General features: G+C 72.7%; 16 protein-coding genes. 9 read left to right on the top strand and 7 right to left on the bottom strand.

Features of this window, described 5'->3' with window-relative positions; translation table 11 throughout:
- Positions 1–93 precede the first annotated feature (93 nt).
- Positions 94–669 (bottom strand): hypothetical protein, encoded by a 576-nt coding sequence (locus tag PAI11_RS17780; protein WP_138974398.1) that lies wholly within the window; start codon positions 667–669, stop codon positions 94–96.
- Positions 670–827: 158 nt separating this feature from the next.
- On the opposite strand from PAI11_RS17780, the gene PAI11_RS17775 reads away from it, so the two are divergent.
- From PAI11_RS17775 to PAI11_RS17765, 3 genes are all read left to right on the top strand, one after another.
- Complete coding sequence (locus tag PAI11_RS17775) at positions 828–1,736, top strand: hypothetical protein (protein WP_040600824.1); 909 nt, start codon at positions 828–830, stop codon at positions 1,734–1,736.
- Positions 1,737–1,791: 55 nt separating this feature from the next.
- On the top strand, positions 1,792–3,198 hold the full coding sequence (glmU, locus tag PAI11_RS17770; RefSeq protein ID WP_007577331.1) for a bifunctional UDP-N-acetylglucosamine diphosphorylase/glucosamine-1-phosphate N-acetyltransferase GlmU: 1,407 nt from the start codon (positions 1,792–1,794) through the stop codon (positions 3,196–3,198).
- Between the two features lie 235 nt (positions 3,199–3,433).
- Positions 3,434–4,393: a ribose-phosphate diphosphokinase gene (locus PAI11_RS17765; RefSeq protein ID WP_007577330.1), complete on the top strand. Its 960-nt coding sequence runs from the start codon at positions 3,434–3,436 to the stop codon at positions 4,391–4,393.
- A 13-nt stretch (positions 4,394–4,406) separates the two neighbouring features.
- On the opposite strand, the gene PAI11_RS17760 is transcribed toward PAI11_RS17765, so the two are convergent.
- The gene (locus PAI11_RS17760) at positions 4,407–6,389 is read right to left on the bottom strand and encodes an ATP-dependent nuclease (RefSeq protein WP_040600823.1); all 1,983 of its coding nucleotides are present in this window, start codon (positions 6,387–6,389) and stop codon (positions 4,407–4,409) included.
- A gap of 140 nt (positions 6,390–6,529) precedes the next feature.
- Between PAI11_RS17760 and PAI11_RS17755 the strand changes: the two genes are divergently transcribed.
- Positions 6,530–6,844, top strand: a complete 315-nt coding sequence (locus tag PAI11_RS17755) for a hypothetical protein (protein WP_007577328.1) — start codon at positions 6,530–6,532, stop codon at positions 6,842–6,844.
- 168 nt (positions 6,845–7,012) lie between these two features.
- Positions 7,013–8,095 carry a cellulase family glycosylhydrolase gene (locus PAI11_RS17750; protein WP_007577327.1) on the top strand — a complete coding sequence of 361 codons (1,083 nt, stop codon included), beginning with the start codon at positions 7,013–7,015 and terminating at the stop codon, positions 8,093–8,095.
- 241 nt (positions 8,096–8,336) lie between these two features.
- Here PAI11_RS17750 and PAI11_RS17745 read toward each other — a convergent pair whose 3' ends face one another.
- A complete protein-coding gene (locus PAI11_RS17745) occupies positions 8,337–8,615 on the bottom strand; it encodes a DUF4235 domain-containing protein (RefSeq protein ID WP_007577326.1) in 279 nt (92 codons plus the stop codon).
- A gap of 108 nt (positions 8,616–8,723) precedes the next feature.
- On the opposite strand from PAI11_RS17745, the gene PAI11_RS17740 reads away from it, so the two are divergent.
- Genes PAI11_RS17740 through pth form a run of 3 tightly spaced genes read left to right on the top strand, consistent with a single transcriptional unit; the run spans position 8,724 to position 12,092 of the window.
- Complete coding sequence (locus PAI11_RS17740; RefSeq protein ID WP_007577325.1) at positions 8,724–10,766, top strand: glycoside hydrolase family 2 protein; 2,043 nt, start codon at positions 8,724–8,726, stop codon at positions 10,764–10,766.
- Between the two features lie 25 nt (positions 10,767–10,791).
- Positions 10,792–11,469, top strand: a complete 678-nt coding sequence (locus tag PAI11_RS17735) for a 50S ribosomal protein L25 (RefSeq protein WP_007577324.1) — start codon at positions 10,792–10,794, stop codon at positions 11,467–11,469.
- Positions 11,470–11,513: 44 nt separating this feature from the next.
- Entirely contained in the window at positions 11,514–12,092 is a 579-nt protein-coding gene (gene pth, locus PAI11_RS17730; protein ID WP_007577323.1) for an aminoacyl-tRNA hydrolase, read from the top strand.
- A gap of 10 nt (positions 12,093–12,102) precedes the next feature.
- Here pth and PAI11_RS17725 read toward each other — a convergent pair whose 3' ends face one another.
- Positions 12,103–12,939: an alpha/beta fold hydrolase gene (locus PAI11_RS17725; RefSeq protein WP_007577322.1), complete on the bottom strand. Its 837-nt coding sequence runs from the start codon at positions 12,937–12,939 to the stop codon at positions 12,103–12,105.
- A 278-nt stretch (positions 12,940–13,217) separates the two neighbouring features.
- Here PAI11_RS17725 and PAI11_RS17720 point away from each other — a divergent pair, with 278 nt between their 5' ends.
- A complete protein-coding gene (locus PAI11_RS17720) occupies positions 13,218–14,924 on the top strand; it encodes an alpha/beta hydrolase (RefSeq protein WP_081488508.1) in 1,707 nt (568 codons plus the stop codon).
- Positions 14,925–15,037: 113 nt separating this feature from the next.
- On the opposite strand, the gene PAI11_RS17715 is transcribed toward PAI11_RS17720, so the two are convergent.
- The 3 genes from PAI11_RS17715 to guaB all read right to left on the bottom strand — a co-directional run bounded on the left by PAI11_RS17715 (position 15,038) and on the right by guaB (position 17,370).
- Positions 15,038–15,250, bottom strand: coding sequence for a hypothetical protein (locus tag PAI11_RS17715; protein WP_007577317.1), 213 nt, complete (start codon positions 15,248–15,250; stop codon positions 15,038–15,040).
- Entirely contained in the window at positions 15,247–15,702 is a 456-nt protein-coding gene (locus PAI11_RS17710; RefSeq protein WP_040600822.1) for a hypothetical protein, read from the bottom strand. Before PAI11_RS17710 ends, PAI11_RS17715 begins: the two co-directional genes overlap by 4 nt.
- Before the next feature lie 126 nt (positions 15,703–15,828).
- On the bottom strand, positions 15,829–17,370 hold the full coding sequence (guaB, locus tag PAI11_RS17705; RefSeq protein WP_007577313.1) for an IMP dehydrogenase: 1,542 nt from the start codon (positions 17,368–17,370) through the stop codon (positions 15,829–15,831).
- Between the last annotated feature and the right edge of the window lie 257 nt (positions 17,371–17,627).

Here is a 17,627-nt window from a genome sequence, read left to right as displayed (position 1 = left end):
CCGATCGGGCCCGGCACCGGGACGAGGCCGTGGCGCCGTACGACGTGCCACGACCGCCGTCACGCGGTGGCCGCGACGGCGCGGCGCGACCGGCTAGGCGAGCGGTGGCGCGCGCCCGGCAAGCCGGGGGACCGCGAGCGGCCCCGGCGGTGCCAGGGCGTCGGCCGCGGCGGCGACCCGCAGCGGCACGGTCAGCAGGGCGACGGTCGCCGGGGCGACCAGCCCGATCCCACGGCCCACCACCCGCGCGACGCCGATCGCGAGCGCGACCACGCCACCCCCGAGCAGGGCCAGGGGCAGCACGGCCTGGCCGGCGTGGACGGCCAGCTCGCCGACGTCCGCCCCGTGGCCGGTGCCGGCCAGGATCGCCGCCAGCTCCTGCGTGAGCAGGCCGCAGAGCACGATCGCGACCGTCGTCAGGAGCCGCCGGCGCCACGAGGTGCAGGGGGTGCCGACCTCGCGCCGCGCCAGCAGCGTGCCGAGCAGCGCGACGACCGCGATCCCGGCGGCAACCGGGGCGACGTGCGGGACGACGGCGGCATGCGAGCCGCGCGCGACGTGCGCCAGCAGGTCGAGGCCCGCGCCGGTGGCCATCGCGGCGGAGACCGTCGACGCGATCCGCTGGGGACGCGCCGCACCAGGACGGCGGACGGGGAGGGCCAGGGGCACGACCGCGTGGACGATCGCAGCGGCCCCTCGCCCGCGAGTGAAGAGGTTGAGACCGCCGCCGGAGGGGAGGGGGAGTGGGCTCCCACGCGCGAGGGATGGTGCTCGTGGTCCGGCTGACGGAGGATGCCGCGGTCGTCGTCCCCTGCCAAGGAGCTCCCGTGCTTCGATCTCGCACGAACATCGCCATCGCCACCGGCCTCGTCGCGCTCGCCCTGCCGGTCGCCGCGACGGCGGCGCCGAAGCGGATCACCCGCACGGTCACCGGGGGCCCGGTCGCCGCGACCGCCACCAGCGTCGGCAGCAGCTTCGACGGCACCGGCGCCGGCGTCCAGCTGAAGATCAGCCGCAACGGCACGACGCTGTTCGACGGCGCGCCGAAGGGCGCCGGCTGCATCTACGAGGGCAAGAGCAGCTGCACGCTGCTGGGCTGGGACGAGGGCAGCGACGCGCTCGTCGTCCGCGACCTCGACGGCAACGGCGAGCCCGAGGTGATCGTCGACCAGTACACCGGCGGCGCCCACTGCTGCGTCGACACCACGATCTTCAACCTGAAGCCCGACGGCTCCGGCTACCTGCAGTCGCCGAAGGAGTTCCGCGACGAGGGCTACCGGCTGATCAGCCGCCCCGGCGGCACCGGCGAGGGCGCGGTGCCGATCTTCGAGAGCGGCGACATCCGCTTCATCGACCTCTACACCTCGCACGCCGCGTCGTCGGCGCCGACCCAGCTGTGGCGGTGGACCGGGCAGGCCGGGTGGATCGACGTCACCACCTCGTACCTGGACGACGTCCGTGCCGATCAGCGCCAGCAGCGCAAGCTGCTGGACCGGATCACCCGCCGGTCGATCTACGAGGCCCGTGGCGTGGCGGCCGCCTGGGCGGCCGACGGCTACCGGCTGGGGCAGCGGACCGCGGTCCTGCGGATCCTCCGCCGGCTGGCCGACCGCGGCAGGCTCGCCTCCGGCTTCTCGCAGCGACGCTCGGCGGCCGCCAAGCGCTCGCAGGGCCGGGCCTTCGTCCAGGGGCTCGACCGGCGGCTGAAGCGCTGGGGCTACCTGCCGCGCCCCTGAGCCGCTCGCGGCCGGCGCGCGCGAACCAGCCGCGCCGGTCGCATACCCTGCGCCCGTGAGCGAGAACCCCGCACCGACCGTCATCGTCCTCGCCGCCGGCCGTGGCACCCGCATGCGGTCGACGACCCCGAAGGTCCTGCACGAGATCTGCGGCGTGCCGCTGATCGGCTGGGTCCTGGAGAGCGCGGCCGGCGTCGACGCCCACCGGATCGTGGTCGTCGACCAGCCCGCGCGACCGCTCGACGGGCACCTGCCCGAGGGCGTCGTGACCGTCGTCCAGGACGTTCCCGAGCACGGCGACGGGACCGGCGGCGCCGTCGCCGCCGCGCTGCCGCACGTCGAGGCCGGCCGGCCGGTGGTCGTCCTCACCGGCGACGCGCCGCTGGTGACCGCCGACGTCGTCCGCGCGCTGCTGGCGACCCACGCCGCCGAGGGCAACGCGGCCACGATCCTCAGCGCCGAGCTGGACGACCCCGGTCAGCTCGGCCGCGTCGTGCGCGACGCCGACGGGGCGGTCGTCAAGGTCGTCGAGACCAAGGCCGCCGGCGACGCGACCCCCGAGGAGCTGCGGATCCGCGAGGTCAACGCCGGCGTCTACTGCTTCGACGGCGGGCGCCTGCGCGACGCGCTGCCGCGGGTCGGCAGCGACAACGCCCAGAACGAGCGCTACCTGCCCGACGTGCTCGGGCTGCTGCGGGCCGACGGCGACCGGATCGGCGCGCACGTCGCCGCCACCCCCGAGGTCGTCCTCGGCGTCAACGACCGCTTCGAGCTGGGGGTCGTGCGCGAGATCGCCCAGCGCCGGATCCACGAGCGCCACCTGCGGGCCGGCGTCACGATCGTCAACCCGGCCTCGACGGTGATCGAGCGCGACGTGACGATCGCGCCCGACGCCACGATCGAGCCGGGCTGCGTCCTGCGGGGCCGGACGACGATCGCGGCCGGCGCGACCGTCGGGCCGCACACGACGGCGATCGACGCCGAGCTGGCCGAGGGGGTCACGGCGATCCACAGCCACCTGCTCGAGGCCCGCGCCGAGGCCGGCGCCACGATCGGCCCGTTCGCCTACCTGCGCCCGGGAACGGTCCTGCGGGCCAGGGCCAAGGCCGGCACGTTCGTCGAGATCAAGAACAGCGACATCGGCCCGGGCTCGAAGGTCCCGCACCTGTCCTACATCGGCGACGCCGACGTCGGCGCCGGCAGCAACCTGGGGGCGGCCACGATCACCGCCAACTACGACGGCCACCGCAAGCACCGCACGACGGTCGGCGACGGCGTCAAGACCAGCGTCGACACCACGCTCGTCGCCCCGGTGACGGTCGGCGACGGGGCCTACACCGGCGCCGGCAGCGTGATCACGAAGGACGTGCCGGCCGGCGCGCTCGGGATCGCCCGCGAGCGTCAGCGCAACCTCGAGGGCTACGCCGAGCAGGCGGCGGCACGCGCTCGTGAGCAGCGATAGGGCGGGGCGCGACGGCGGCTCGCCGCGCGCCGCTCGGACGTCGGTCCGGCTCATCGGTGCGATCCGTCCGCATTCGATCGCCCGCTCCGGATACCCTCCCCAGGCGGCGGCCACCACGGTGCGTCCGGCCGAGCTCCTCCTCAATCCCGCACCCTGGACCTAGCCACCCGTGAGCGCGATCCTGCCGTCCGCCGATACTGCGACCAGCCTGCCGCTCGGCTATGACAAGCGACTGATGATGTTCAGCGGCCGCGCCAACCCGGCGCTGGCCGACGCGATCGGCTCGCGCCTGGGGGTCGGTCCAGGCCCGGTCACGCTGAAGACCTTCTCCAACGGCGAGGTCTACTGCCGCTTCGAGGACTCGATCCGCGGCGCCGACGTCTTCCTCGTGCAGCCGACCTGCGGCAACCCGGAGACGGGCATCAGCGCCAACGACGCGCTGATGGAGCTGCTGGTGATGATCGACGCCGCGGTCGGCGCCAGCGCCCACCGCGTGATCGCGGTGACCCCGTGGTACGGCTACTCGCGCCAGGACAAGAAGAGCGCCCCGCGCGAGCCGATCTCCGCCCGCCTGGTGGCCCGGATGCTCGAGTCGGCCGGTGCCGACCGCGTGCTGACGATGGATCTCCACGCCGGCCAGGTCCAGGGCTTCTTCCAGATCCCCGTCGATCACATGACGGCGATGATGATGCTCACGCAGTACTTCATGGACCTCAACCTCGACGACGAGCTGGTCGTCGTGGCGCCGGACGCCGGCCGGGTCAAGCTGAACAAGAAGTTCGCCAACCGGATGGGCGCCGACCTGGCGATCCTCGACAAGGAGCGGCCGCAGCAGCAGGTCGCCGAGATCGGCCACGTGATCGGCGACGTCGCCGGCAAGACGGCGATCATCGTCGACGACATGATCGACACCGCCGGCACGCTGCGCGCCGCCGGCGAGGTCGTCAAGGCCGCCGGCGCGTCGCGGGTCTACGCCGCCGCCACCCACGCCGTCTTCAGCGGCCGCGCGTTCGAGAACCTCGCCGCGGCCCCGTTCGAGCAGATCGTCGTCACCGACACGATCCCGCTGCGCCCCGGCGCGCCCGACAACGTCCACGTCGTCTCGTGCGCCAACCTCCTGACCGACTCGATTCGCCGGATCTTCACCGACGACTCGGTCAGCGAGGTCTTCGAGGGCGAGAACCAGCTCTTCTAGACCAGGGTCGTCGCTAGCTCTCCTCAGAGTCTGCTGTCGAGCCTGTAGCCAGATCGGGATCCCCGATCGCTAGCGCTTCGGGATCGTCCGGCCTGACGACATCCGGTTCCGCTGCCGTGAGTTCGGAGATCTGATCCAGGAGCTGCACGAGTTCGGCGGGGATGTCCGACGCCGTGAACGCTTCCGCGATTTTTGAAGTCCCGAAGCTCACGCCGTAGCTCTGCTGGATCTTGGGGAGCACCTTGCTCATCAGCAGTTTGCCGGGCAGAACTTCCAGACGAGAATCGAGGTCGGACCACCGCGCCTCCACCCACTCACTCATGGCGGGTCGGCTCTTGGTGACCGTCTGATTCCGATCCCCCTGGGCGAATGCATCCTTCATGGATCGGTCTGTGAGCCGATCTATGGCGACGTCCCGTATCTCATCGCAGGTCTGATCGATAACCCCCGCGATCTCATCGACTGAGGGCGTCTGGGCTTTCCCACGCTGCTCACTGAGCGTCGTGATGACTCGGGCGATAACTGCCGGATCCATGAGATAGCTCTCGATGCAGTCGCGCTGGAGGATGTGCAGCGGACGCTCTCGATCCCCGATGGCAACCGTCCGAACCTCATCGGTGCGGCCATCCCGGTCCCGGACCTCTAGCGACGCGACCTTCCTTCCGATCAGTGACTCGATCACGTCGAGTTGCTCGATGTGCTCGATTCGCGTTGATCCGCCGACGGCCAGCGTGACTATGCGGTCGTCCCCGGTAAACAACCTTAGCCTGAGCGTCGCAGCAAACCGCGAGAAGATCTCGCGGTCCTTCGGGCCTTCAACGAAGAGGCACCGGCGGTTCCTGATTAGCGCGTAGGCATCAACGTTGTCGATGTCCCCGAGCGACTGCAATACGGTCATGGGCGTCACTGCGTCCGATCCCACCTCAACGCGCGTGGCCCCCGGCTCGATGAGGACGAGATTCGAAGGGTCTACCGAGTTGATGATCTCCTTCGAGTGCGTAGCGATCACTACCTGGAACCCTCGTTCGACCGACAGAGTGCTGAATAGGTCCCCGATGGTCCGCTGGAGAGCGCTGTGTAGGTGTGCGTCGGGTTCGTCCAGAAGGACTATCCCCGCGTCGCGGGTGAGGATGAACGAGAGAAGTTGGACAATCTGAACGAACCCGGAGCCGGCCGAGTACAGGTCGTGACTGACCGCGCCGCGCGTGTATTCCGTGCTGACGAACTGGTCTAGCGTCTCGTTGAATGACACAGCGGCGATAGATGCGCCGAAGCGATCCTCAAGGAGTTGCTGAAGGTAGGTGAACTCCTCGGGCCGGTCTTTTCGTAGCTCGACGAGCAAGTTTCGGACTACCTCGTTGTGTCGGCCAGCGCTGATTAGGGCTGCTCTGCGTGCTGGCGTCCGATACTCCTCGTCTCGAACAACGCCGGTAGCACTCGGGACCCACAGCGCGGGCCGAGCGAGCAGGGCCGTCAGCCGCGAGCCCGCCATGCCTGTCTGCTCTCTCACACGACTATTGATGCCGCCATAGAGGTTGCGCAGTCCGAACATGACACGACTCTCGTCTGAGAACTCCAAACCGACCTCGCAGTAGATGTTGTCGTTCCCGCTTCTCACACGACGTTCGAACCAAAGATCCTGCGGAGTCGCGACGGGCAGGACCGTCGGCGGGACGAGCCTTCCAAGGGCCAGCCGATCACCGGCGCCCTCGGCATGGATCTTCAGCAGCGCGAAGACAAGATCAATTGCCTGGAGGAGGGTTGATTTCCCAGCGTTGTTGGCGCCGGCCAGCACGTTGAACGCACCAAGGGTCACGGTGCAGTCCGGGAAGCTCTTAAAGGACCGCATACGAACGGACCGGATGGCGGGCGGGCGCTCGTCAGTGTGAGGCGGCGGCGCGATGAGTGCCGACATGCTCCCGGCAGACGAACCCTCAGTCTCGTCGACGAGACTGAGTTGGCCTTCTACCTGTCCGTCGGTGTTCGGGGCGACCATGTACCGAGTCTCTAGGATCTCCACAGCGATGAACAGGGGTCCCGGGCTTCGGCCTACTTCGCACTGACGAATGAGGTGCCGACGTGTCTGCCGGTCCTGGTCAATATCGCGGTCCGCCGGCGGCCCGCTAGCCTCGAACGGTGTCCACCACCGCCGTGCAGCTGCTGGCCGAGCGGCTCGGGCTCTCCGACGAGGAGGTGCTCGAGGTGCTCGACGCCGACCCGCTGGCCGTGATCGGCGGCGAGCTCGAGCACAAGCCCCAGCTGCGACTGCTGCTGGCGCTGACCGAGGAGCCGGCCGAGCAGGTCGGCGTCCCGACGCTGCGACGGTGGCTGCGGACCGCCGGTCCCTCCGGCCGCCCGATCGACCTGCTGGTCGGCCGCGACTTCGGCGCCTTCGAGGACGCGCTGGCGACGCTCCAGGCCCGCGGCCTGGTGATCCGGCGCGCGGACTGAGTGGTCCCTGCCATCATGGCGTCGTCACGACGCTGGGCGCTGTCGGGCCGGCTCGCCGGCGCCGACCGGGCGGAGCACCGGTGGCGGGCGGGTCGGCCAGGAACGACCCGCTCGGTCGGCCGCCTGCCCCGCGCCCCGACCCTGTCCCGACCCGGAGGTTCTCCACCGATGACGTCCCCCACGACGAAGAGGCTCTCGGCCACGGCCCTGCTCGCGGCCTCGCTGCTGGCCGTGCCCGCCGCCGCCGACGCGGCGCCGCTCAAGGGCCTGCAGGACGACCCGATGATCCTGTCCGACAACGCGGCGACCCGCGCGGCCTTCTGGGCCGACGCCAAGGACGCCAAGGTGCGGACGGTCCGCGTCCTCGCCAAGTGGGACGGCAAGGCGACCGCGATCGACGCCGCCCAGCTGGAGCGCCTGCGCCGCGCCGCGACCGAGGGCCGCGCCGCCGGCGCGAAGCTGCTGGTCGGCTCCTACGCCGCGATCGGCCGTGGGAAGAAGGCCGGCTACAAGGTGCCGGCCGCGACCCAGACCGCCTACGTGACCTTCATGCAGTCGGTCGCCGCCGGCCTGGCCGACATTCCGCTGTCGGGCTACCTGAGCTTCAACGAGCCCAACTACAAGACCGCCTGGCCGACCGGCGCCGCCAACGCCCGCCGCTGGGTGACGCTCAACAACCGGGTCTACAAGGCGATCAAGCGGGTCGACCGCGACGGCAAGGTGCTGATCGGCGAGCCGTCGCCGAACGTCCGCTCGTCGTTCGGATCGGTCAACCCGGGCGCGTTCTTCCGCACGGCGCTCTGCCTGAACAGCAGCTACAAGGCGAGCTCCAGCTCGGGCAGCTGCAAGACCAAGCTGCTCGGCGACGGCTTCACGATCCACACCTACGACTTCTCGCGCTCGCCGACCAAGGCGGTCGCGAACAAGGACCAGTGGGTGCACGGCAACCTGAAGACCACGATCGAGCAGATCAAGAAGCTCGCGCGCTCGGGCCGGCTCTCCAGCGCCGCTGCCCGCAACATCCACATCACCGAGTTCGCCTACCGGACCGAGGGCAAGTTCAAGACCCCGGACTCGCGCGCCGCCAGCTACCTGAAGGCGGCCTGGAAGACGGCCAAGAAGTACAAGGTCAAGTCGTTCGTCTGGTACCAGCTGCGGGATCCCGCCGGCAGCAGCGACTGGAAGTCCGGCCTCAAGACCGCCGACGGCGGCACCCGCGCCACCTGGACCGCGTTCCGCGGCCTGAAGTAGCCGACGGCGCCCGGCGTCCGTGGACGGCGGGTGGCGCCTGGCGTCCGTGGACGCGGCGGATCTCGGGTCGGCCGAGCCGAGGCAGGACTGGCGTCCAGCTCTCGGCTCGTCCGCCCCGCCCTCCTCGGTCCACGAACACCAGGCATCCACCCGCGGCGCGAACACCAGGCATCCACCCGCGCCACGAACATCAGGCATCGACCCGCGGCGCGTCGGCCCGCGGCGGGTGGCGGTCTCGCGACTACTCGGCGTCGGTCGGCCGGCGGGCGCCGGGCCAGCGGCCGAAGAGGTGCTCGAAGACGTGCATCCCGTAGCGGCTGACCGCGGCGCTGACGCCGGCGAACACGCCGGCCTGCAGCGCGACCGCGGCGACGGCTCGCGGGCCGGAGTCCTCGCGGACCTTCGGGTCCGGCGGCGGATCGCCGTCGACCGCGCTCCAGATGCGGTCGAAGACGGTCCCGGCCAGCCGCGAGGCGATCATGCCGAGGAGCAGGGCGAACGGCTTGAAGAGCAGTCCCATCGCCGCAGAGCGTATCCGGCCCGGCGGCGCCGGGACAGCGCCCGCCGGACCCGTGCCCGGCCGGGGAGGCGACGCGCCCTGTCGCGTCGGGCTGATAGAGAACGCGCGGTGCGCTCACGCCTGCTCGCGGTCCTGGTCCCGCTCCTCGTCGCCGTCGCTCCCGCGCTGCTCCCGGTGACCGCCGCCGCGTCGCCTGCACCGGCCGCGACCGGCCCGAGCCCGAAGCTGCGGGTCTTCGCCGGGCAGGACGACCGCTGGACCGTCGGCGGCCGCTGGCTGATCCGCCGCGACCCGGGCGACGTCGGGCTGGCCCAGCACTGGGAGCGGCCGGGGTCGGCCGACGGCTGGACGCCGGGGACCGTGCCGAGCGTCTGGAACGCCGGCGACGACGGCAACGCCTCGATGGCCGGCGGCGTCGCCTGGTACCGCCGCGAGCTGCGGCTGCCGCGGATCGCCTCGACCCGCGCCGGCGGCCGCTGGATCCTGCGCTTCGAGCGGGTCTCGGTCGGCGCCACGATCTGGGTCGGAGGGCGGCTGATCGGCCGCCACCGCGGGGCCTACGAGCCGTTCGAGGTCGACGTCCCCGCGCGGGCGATCCGGCGCGACGGAACCCTGACGCTGGTCGTCCGCAGCGACAGCCGGCGGACCCCGTCCGACTTCCCGCCGGGCTCGACGCTGGCTGACGGCTCGCCGGGCGGCGGCTGGTGGAACGACGGCGGGATCCCGCGCGAGGTCGTGCTGCGCCACGCCGACCAGGTCGACCTGCGGGTCCAGGCGACCCCCGACCTGCCGTGCCCGACCTGCGCCGGGACGGTCCGGGTGCGGGCGACGCTGCGCAACGTCACCCGCCACGCGCGGACGGTCGACGTGGTCGCGCGGATCGCCGGCCGCGCCACCTCGCTCGGGCGCGTGCGGCTGAAGGCCGGCGCCCGCGGCAGCGTCCACGCGACGGCGAAGGTCCCCAAGCCGATCGTCTGGTCGCCGACGCGGCCGCACCTCTACCGGATCGACGTCGACGCGACGCTCCGCGGTCGCCGGAGCGGCCCGCTCGCGGACCGGGTCGGCGACCGCGTCGCCCACTGGCGCGCCCGCACGGGGATCCGCTCGATCCGGGTCCGGGCCGGCCGGCTGGAGCTGAACTTCCGGCCGGTGAACCTGCGCGGCGTCGGGCTCCACGAGCAGGACGCGACCCACGGCTCGGCGCTCACCGACCGCGGCCAGGACCTGCTGCTGGAGCAGGCGCGCGAGCTCGGCGGGCTGGTGATCCGCGGCCACTACCCGCTGCACCCGCGGATGCTCGAGGAGGCCGATCGCCTGGGCCTGCTGGTCTGGACCGAGATCCCGGTCTACCAGGTGCGGGCCAGCGAGCTGAAGAAGCGCGCCGTCCGCCTGGCGGCCCTGCGGCTGCTGCGGACCACGATCGAGACCAACGCCCACCACCCGTCGGTCTTCACGTGGTCGGTCGGCAACGAGCTGACCACCAACCCCGGGCCGTCGATCGTCCGCTACATCAAGACCGCCCGCGACGTGCGCGACGAGCTCGACCCGACGCGGCCGCTCTCCTACGCCCGCCAGGCCGGCGTCCAGCGCGGCTGCGTCGGCGCCTACGGGCGGCTCGACCTGATCGGGCTCAACGACTACTTCGGCTGGTACGGCGGGCCGACCGACGCGCTGGCGGACCCGGTCAACCTGGGGCCGTTCCTCGACAAGCTGCGGGCCTGCAATCCCAACGAGGCCTGGATGATCACCGAGACCGGGGCCGAGGCCAACCGCGACGGGCCGCTCGAGGAGCACGGGACGTTCGCCTTCCAGAGCGCCTACGCCGCCTACCACTTCGCCGTCTACCGCTCGCGGCCGTGGTTGTCGGGCGCGATCTGGTGGGGGCTGCGGGAGTTCCGGGTGCGGCCGAACTGGGCCGGCGGCAACCCGCGTCCGACGCCGCCCTGGCACGGCAAGGGGCTGCTCGGCCGGTTCGGGACCCGCAAGCCCGCCTGGGACGTCCTGCACCAGGAGTTCGGCGCCGTCGACCAGCTGGCGCCGGCCCCGACCGGGCCGGTCACGATCCCGCCCTCGCCGCCCGGCGGGATCGCGCCGCCCGGTCCGGGGGAGGAGGGCGACGCCCCGACCGACCCGCCCGTCCCCGCGGGCTGAACTTCGCTACCATCTCTCGCCGCTCATGGCAACGAACTCCTCCTCGCTCGCAGTCGAGTCCCGCGACCCCCAGCACTCGCGCGACGCGCGCCGCACGCGTCGCACCGGTCAGGTGCCCGGCGTCATCTACGGAGGCGATCTGGAGCCCCAGCCGATCGTGGTCGACGCGCGCACGCTGCGCCACACGCTGGCCGCCGCCGGCGCGGTGATCGACCTCTCGATCGACGGCGCCTCGACGACGCAGCCGGTGATCCTCAAGGACGCCCAGCGGCACCCGGTCCGCGGCGAGATCATGCACATCGACCTGCTCCGCGTCGACCTCAAGCAGGCGATCCAGCAGCCCGTCACGCTCGAGCTGACCGACGTCGACGAGGCCGCCGGCGTCCGCGAGGGCGGCGTCGTGGAGCAGCTGCTCCGCGAGGTCACCGTCGAGGCGCTGCCGAACGAGATCCCCGAGTCGATCTCGCTCTCGATCCTCGACCTGGGCATCGGGCACAACCTGACGCTCGCCGAGGCCGTCGTGCCCGCCGGCGTGACGATCGTCGACGACGCCGAGACGGTCGTCGTCAGCATCAGCGCTCCGCGGGTCGTGGTCGAGGCCGGCGCCGAGGGTGAGGAGGGCGCGGCTGCCGAGGCGTCCGCCGACGCCCCGGCCGAGTCCGCCGGTGGCGACGAGGCCGCCGAGGAGTCCGCCGGCGAGTAGCGCCGGCGCGACCGCCTCCTGCTGCTCCGACGGCACCGCCCGCGATGATCCTGCGCGGTGTCACGCCCGCCGACTGGCTGGTCGTCGGGCTCGGCAACCCCGGCGTGCGCTACGAGCGCACGCCGCACAACGTCGGCTTCCAGGTGGCCCGGGCGCTCGCCGAGCGCTGGGACCTGGGGCGCCCGCGCGACAAGTTCCGAGGCCAGCTCTACGAGGGCCGCGCCGGCGTCGGCGGTCCGCGGGTCGCGATCCTGCTGCCGCAGACCTTCATGAACGACTCGGGCGAGTCGGCCGGCCCGGCGCGCGGCCAGCTCAAGACGCCGCTCGAGCGCGTGCTGGTGCTGCACGACGAGATCGACCTGCCGTTCGGCGAGATCCGCTCGCGGCTCGGCGGCGGCCTCGCGGGCCACAACGGCCTCAAGTCGCTCAAGCGCGGCTTCGGCGATCCGGCCTTCGGGCGCGTGCGGATCGGCGTCGGCCGCCCCGACTCGACCGATCCGGAGATCGTCTCGGCGCACGTCCTCGGGGCCTGGCGGCAGTCGGCCGACGAGGTCGGCGAGCTGGTCGACGACGCCGTTCGCACCGCCGAGGCGATCGTCCTCGGCGAGCGCGAGCTGAGCTAGCGCCCGCCGCTCAGGCGGGGTGCGCCGCGAGGTGCTCCAGCAGCAGCCCGTTGAGCTGCTCCGGCGCCTGCTCGGGGACCCAGTGGGTGATCCCCTCGAGCGGAGCGAAGCGATAGGGACCGGTGACGTGCTCGGCGACGGCGTCGGCGGCGATCCGGCCGAAGGCGAGGTCCTGATCGCCCCAGGCGAAGAGGGTCGGCACGGTCACCGGCCCCGACGGGCCGCCGAGCGGGATCGACCGGTACCAGTTGAGGACCGCGTCCATCGCCCCCGGCTGGGACAGCAGCGCGACGTGAGCGTCCACCTGCGCCTCGGGGACGGCGCCCTGGTACATCGCCCGCTGTCGCCGTGCGCCGTCCGCCAGCAGCAGCTCCGCGGCGTCCTCACGGGTCAAGAACCGCATGTAGTCGAGCCGCTCGCGCTGCCCTGGGTCGCGCTCGAGCGCCGCGGCCCACGCGTCGGGGTGGGGGACCGAGATCGCGGTCGGCGTCCGCAGGCGGTCGGGACGGGTGATCGCGACGTCCCAGGCGGCGCTGGCGCCCCAGTCGTGCCCGACCAGGTCGACGCGGTCCCAGCCGAGGGCATCGAGGATCGCGAGCACGTCGCCGGCGACCACGGCCCGGGCGTAGTCGGCCGGCGCGGTCGGCCGGACGCCGGGCGAGTAGCCGCGCTGGTCGACGGCGACGGCGCGGTAGCCGAAGGCGGCCAGCGCCGTCAGCTGCCGATCCCATTCGCGCGCGGACTCCGGGAAGCCGTGCAGCAGCAGCACCGCGCGGCCGTCGGCCGGTCCGGCGGCGAGCGCGTCGAAGCTGCCGGCGGCGGTGGCGATGCTCAGGCGCTCGGTCATCGCGGGCATCCTCGCGGTCGCCGTCGCGGCTGTCGACCGGCGGCCGCCGGCGCCCCCACCGATGGCGGGCCGGGGCCGGCTGCGGGGCGCGCGGCAGGTCGCGGCCGACGCTGCCGCGAATCGGTCCCACGGGCTCCGGCGCCGCTGGTACGTTCACCTGACCAAGGCCGTCGCGTGGCGGTCTTCCCCCAGTCCCTTGCGGCGCCCGACCCGCCGTGACGCCCCGCCCGCCGGAGGACGTCCAGCGCCTCGGATCCGCCTCGACCAGGAGTCCCCCGATGTCCCCATCCCGTCGCTTGCGACCGCGGCTCGCCGTGCTCGCACGCCGGTCGGCGCCGCTGCTCGCCGCCGGCCTCCTCGCAGTCCCTGCCACGGCTGACGCCGGGCAGCGTCCGCCCGCGCCGCCGGCCGAGCTGCAGATCCCGGCCCGCTACCTGCAGCAGCAGATCGGCTGGGTCGCCTGCTCCAGCGCGGTCCCCGACCTGCGCTGCGCGCGCGTCGCGGTCCCGCGCGACTGGGCCCGGCCGGACTCTGGCGAGGACATCCAGATCGCGATCTCGAAGCTGCCGACCACGGGTGGCGACAAGCGCGGGATGGTGACCTTCAACCCCGGTGGGCCGGGCGCCTCCGGTCTCGGGATGCCGATCGGCACCGGGCTCGTCCACCCGCAGCTGCGCGAGCACTACGACCTGGTCGGCTTCGACCCGCGCGGGATGGGCTCGTCGCGGCCGAACGTCGCCTGCCAGACCGAGGACGAGTACCGCGCCTTCTTCGGCCTCGACGGGCGCGACCGCTCGCCGCAGAACATCGCCCGCACCCTCCAGCTGTCCGACAAGACCGCCGCCGACTGCCGGACGCGGACCGGGGCCCTGCAGCCCTACGTGACCACCTGGCAGACCGTCCGCGACATGGAGTTCGTCCGGCGGCTGCTGGACGAGCCGCGGATGAGCTACATCGGCTACTCGGCCGGCACCTGGCTGGGCGCGCACTACGTCCAGACGTTCCCGCAGCACGCCGACCGCTTCGTGCTCGACTCCAACGTCGACTTCACCGAGCCGTGGTCGGAGAACGGGAACCTCCAGCCGCTCGGCTTCGAGCGCCGCTTCCAGGAGGACTTCCTGCCGTGGATGGCGCGCTACGACAGGCTCTACCACTACGGCACCAGCGCCCGCGAGGCACGGACGCGCTACGAGGCCCGCCGCCGCGCGCTGCAGGCCCAGCCGCTGCAGATCGCCGGGATCACGATCGGGCCCGCCGACTACGACAACGGCGTCGTCGGCGTGATGTACAGCAAGGACGGCTTCCCGGTGCTGGCGCAGGCGCTGGCGGCGATCGAGCGTCCCGACGCGCTGACCCCGGACGACGAGGCCGCGATCCAGGCCGTCTTCGGCGCCTTCTTCGACGCCACGACCTACGCGGGCTACTTCACGATCACCTGCGGCGACACGCCGTGGTCGCGCGACCCGTCCGACCTGGTGCGGCTGTCGGAGCGGCTCGGGCGCCGCTACCCGCTGCTCGGCTACACGTGGGCGGCGAACCCGTGCCCGTTCTGGCGCCAGCCCTACGGCACGATGCAGCGGATCGACGGGCGCGGCGTCCCGGCGACGCTGATGGTCAACTCGACGCACGATCCGGCGACCCCGTACGAGGGCGCTCGAGCGGCCCATCGCGGGTTCCGGGGCTCGCGGTTCGTGACGATCCGCGACGAGGGCGATCACGGGATCTACGGCGGCAACCCCTGCTTCGACCAGATCGCGTTGCGGTTCCTGATCGAGGGCGTGCTGCCGCGCCGCGACAGCTCCTGCCCGGGCGTGCCGCTGCCCGACCCGACCGCGGCGCCGGCCCCGCAGGCCAAGCGCGCTCCGGAGTCGCTGGCCCAGCAGGCCGAGCGGCTGCACGAGCAGGCCGAGTCTCCGACCGAGCGCGAGGATCGCCTCGGTCGCGAGGTCGGTCGGCAGCTCGACGCCGCGTTGGCGTCGCGCTGACCGTCCGGGCCCGCCCGGCGCGTTGGAGGCGCGCCGGGCGGCTGGCGGCGGCGATCGCAGGCGGCAGGAGCCCGCTCGCGGGTCGGCGTGGGCGTCGGCGGGAGCCGAGCGCGTCAGCGGCGCCGCGAGGCGCGGGCGCGGATGACGGCCGCGACGACGCCGATCGTGACCAGATAGGCGACCGGGCGCCAGGGCCGCAGCTCGAGCTGGCTGGAGTCGGTCATCAGGACGTAGGCGACCGCCACCAGGCCGATCGCGGCGATCAGGAAGCCGAGGTAGTACCAGCCGTAGCCGCCGGCGACGCGCCGCTGCCTGTGGATCGTCATGCCGGCACTCCCGCGCCCGCCGCCTGCAGGACGCGCTCGCCTAGCAGGCCTTCGGGGATCTGGATCTCGACGTGCTCGTCCTCGGCCGGGGCGTCGATCACGAGCTTGATCCCGTTGAAGACCGGCTCGGCCGCGACCGTGATCTCGGCCAGCCGCCAGACGGCCAGCTCCTTGACCGCCCTCGGCGCCTTCACGTTCCAGTTCATCTTCGGCATCGCGAGGACGTGGAGCGTGTCGGCCGTGACCGCGACCAGGAAGATCTGCGGCAGGCCGGCGGCCTTGCGCTTGCCGCGGAAGGCCTGGACCATGCCGGCCGCCCCGCTCAGCTGCCCGAGGGCCAGCGAGGACCAGCCCATCGTCCGCGTGCCCTGCGCGCAGGCCGCCACCGGGCAGCCCAGGAAGTCGGCCGCCGCCCGGTCCCAGCGCTCGGCCCAGGTCTGCTCGTCGCCCATGATCATCGTGCTCGTCCCTTCGGATGGTGGATCGTGAAGGGACAACGGGCGAGCCCGCCGCGACTTACGCGGCGCGGCGAGTGGCTCTGCGGCAGGTCGAGCGGCGCCCGGCCGCCCGACCGGGGCTCAACGGGGGCGCGTCGTGTAGTTCGGCGCCTCGACCGTCATCTGGATGTCGTGGGCGTGGCTCTCCTTCAGCCCCGCCGACGTGATCCGGACGAACTGGCCGTGATCCTGCAGCTCGCGGACGGTCGCCGAGCCGGTGTAGCCCATCGAGGCCCGCAGGCCGCCGATCAGCTGGTGCGCGACCGCCTGCAGCGGACCGCGGTAGGGGACCTGGCCCTCGACGCCCTCCGGGACGAGCTTGTCGTCGCCCGAGACGGTGTCCTGGAAGTAGCGGTCCTTGGAGAAGCTCTGCCGGCCCTGCATCGCGCCGAGCGAGCCCATTCCGCGGTAGCTCTTGAACTGCTTGCCGTTGATGAAGACCAGCTCGCCGGGCGACTCCTCGCAGCCGGCCAGCAGCGAGCCGAGCATCACCGACGACGCGCCGGCGGCGAGCGCCTTGGCGATGTCGCCCGAGAACTGCAGGCCGCCGTCGCCGATCACCGGCACGCCGGCGGGACGCGCGGCCTTGGCGGCCTCGAAGATCGCCGAGACCTGGGGGACGCCGACGCCGGCGACGATCCGCGTGGTGCAGATCGAGCCCGGCCCGACGCCGACCTTGACCGCGTCGGCCCCGGCGTCGATCAGCGCCTGGGCGCCGCCCTGGGTCGCGACGTTGCCGCCGATCACGTCGACCGACGTCTCGCGCTTGACGCGGGCGACGGTGTCGAGCACGCCGCGCTGGTGGCCGTGGGCAGTGTCGACGATCAGCACGTCGACCCCGGCGTCGACCAGCGCGTGCGCGCGCTCGCGACTGTCGGCGCCGACGCCGACCGCGGCGCCGACCAGCAGGCGCCCGGAGGAGTCCTTCGACGCGTCGGGGTACTTCTCGGTCTTGGTGAAGTCCTTGAGCGTGATCAGGCCGGCCAGCCGGCCGTCGCCGTCGACCAGCGGCAGCTTCTCGATCTTGTGCTCGCGCAGCAGCCGCATCGCCTCGTCGGCCGAGGTTCCCGGCGACGCGGTGACCAGCGGCATCGGCGTCATCACCGTGCGCAGCGGCGCGTCGTGGTCGGACTCGAAGCGGATGTCGCGATTGGTGACGATCCCCAGCAGCCGCCCGTCGCCGTCGCAGACCGGCAGGCCGCCGATCCCGTAGCGCCCCATCACCGCGTCGGCGTCGTTGATCGTCGCGTCCGGCCCGATCGTGACCGGGTGGCGGATCATCCCCGCCTCCGACCGCTTGACCGTGTCGACCTGGGCGGCCTGCTCCTCGATCGACTGGTTGCGGTGGAGGATCCCGATCCCGCCCTGGCGGGCCATCGCGACCGCCATCTTGGCCTCGGTGACGGTGTCCATCGCCGCCGACAGCAGCGGGACCTTGAGCTGGATGTTGCGGGTCAGCCAGGTGCCGGTGAGCACCTCGTTGGGCAGGATCTCCGACGGGCCCGGAAGCAGCAGCACGTCGTCGTAGGTCAGCCCCTCCAGCACGAACTTGTCGTTCGCGGCGACGGCCTCGACGGCGGGCGCGGCGGCCGGGGCGACGGTGGGGTTGGTGACGTTCGGCATGGCGGCAGGGTGGGTCGGCGACGGTGAAGCCGGCCGTCCACCCTCCGGAGCGAGCCAGAAGGGTGACGTCCGTTGATAGACGGTAGCGCGCGCGGGGGCGGACCTTGGGTGACAGCCGTCCGATCGCGCCTCGCGCGAGCTGGCGGGCGGGTCCCGGGCTGGGGTGGCGTGCGTGGTCCGCGGGGTGTTCTCGGTCGCTTGTGGGCTCGGTTGGGGTGGCGGGTGTGGTCCGCGGGGGTGCGGTACGCCCTCGATCG

The sequence above is a fragment of the Patulibacter medicamentivorans genome (assembly GCF_000240225.1).
GTDB lineage: Bacteria > Actinomycetota > Thermoleophilia > Solirubrobacterales > Solirubrobacteraceae > Patulibacter > Patulibacter medicamentivorans.
The sequence above is the reverse complement of the archived record's forward strand: the minus strand, read 5'-3'. Positions and strand labels throughout refer to the sequence as shown.

Excerpts from the sequence above, each read along its gene's own strand:
- PAI11_RS17765 (WP_007577330.1), top strand. The coding sequence starts at position 3,434 with ATGATGTTCAGCGGCCGCGCCAACCCGGCGCTGGCCGACGCGATCGGC.
- PAI11_RS17760 (WP_040600823.1), bottom strand. The coding sequence starts at position 6,389 with ATGGTCGCCCCGAACACCGACGGACAGGTAGAAGGCCAACTCAGTCTC.
- PAI11_RS17750 (WP_007577327.1), top strand. The coding sequence starts at position 7,013 with ATGACGTCCCCCACGACGAAGAGGCTCTCGGCCACGGCCCTGCTCGCG.
- PAI11_RS17745 (WP_007577326.1), bottom strand. The coding sequence starts at position 8,615 with ATGGGACTGCTCTTCAAGCCGTTCGCCCTGCTCCTCGGCATGATCGCC.
- PAI11_RS17735 (WP_007577324.1), top strand. The coding sequence starts at position 10,792 with ATGGCAACGAACTCCTCCTCGCTCGCAGTCGAGTCCCGCGACCCCCAG.
- pth (WP_007577323.1), top strand. The coding sequence starts at position 11,514 with ATGATCCTGCGCGGTGTCACGCCCGCCGACTGGCTGGTCGTCGGGCTC.
- PAI11_RS17725 (WP_007577322.1), bottom strand. The coding sequence starts at position 12,939 with ATGACCGAGCGCCTGAGCATCGCCACCGCCGCCGGCAGCTTCGACGCG.
- PAI11_RS17720 (WP_081488508.1), top strand. The coding sequence starts at position 13,218 with ATGTCCCCATCCCGTCGCTTGCGACCGCGGCTCGCCGTGCTCGCACGC.
- PAI11_RS17715 (WP_007577317.1), bottom strand. The coding sequence starts at position 15,250 with ATGACGATCCACAGGCAGCGGCGCGTCGCCGGCGGCTACGGCTGGTAC.
- PAI11_RS17710 (WP_040600822.1), bottom strand. The coding sequence starts at position 15,702 with ATGGGCGACGAGCAGACCTGGGCCGAGCGCTGGGACCGGGCGGCGGCC.
- guaB (WP_007577313.1), bottom strand. The coding sequence starts at position 17,370 with ATGCCGAACGTCACCAACCCCACCGTCGCCCCGGCCGCCGCGCCCGCC.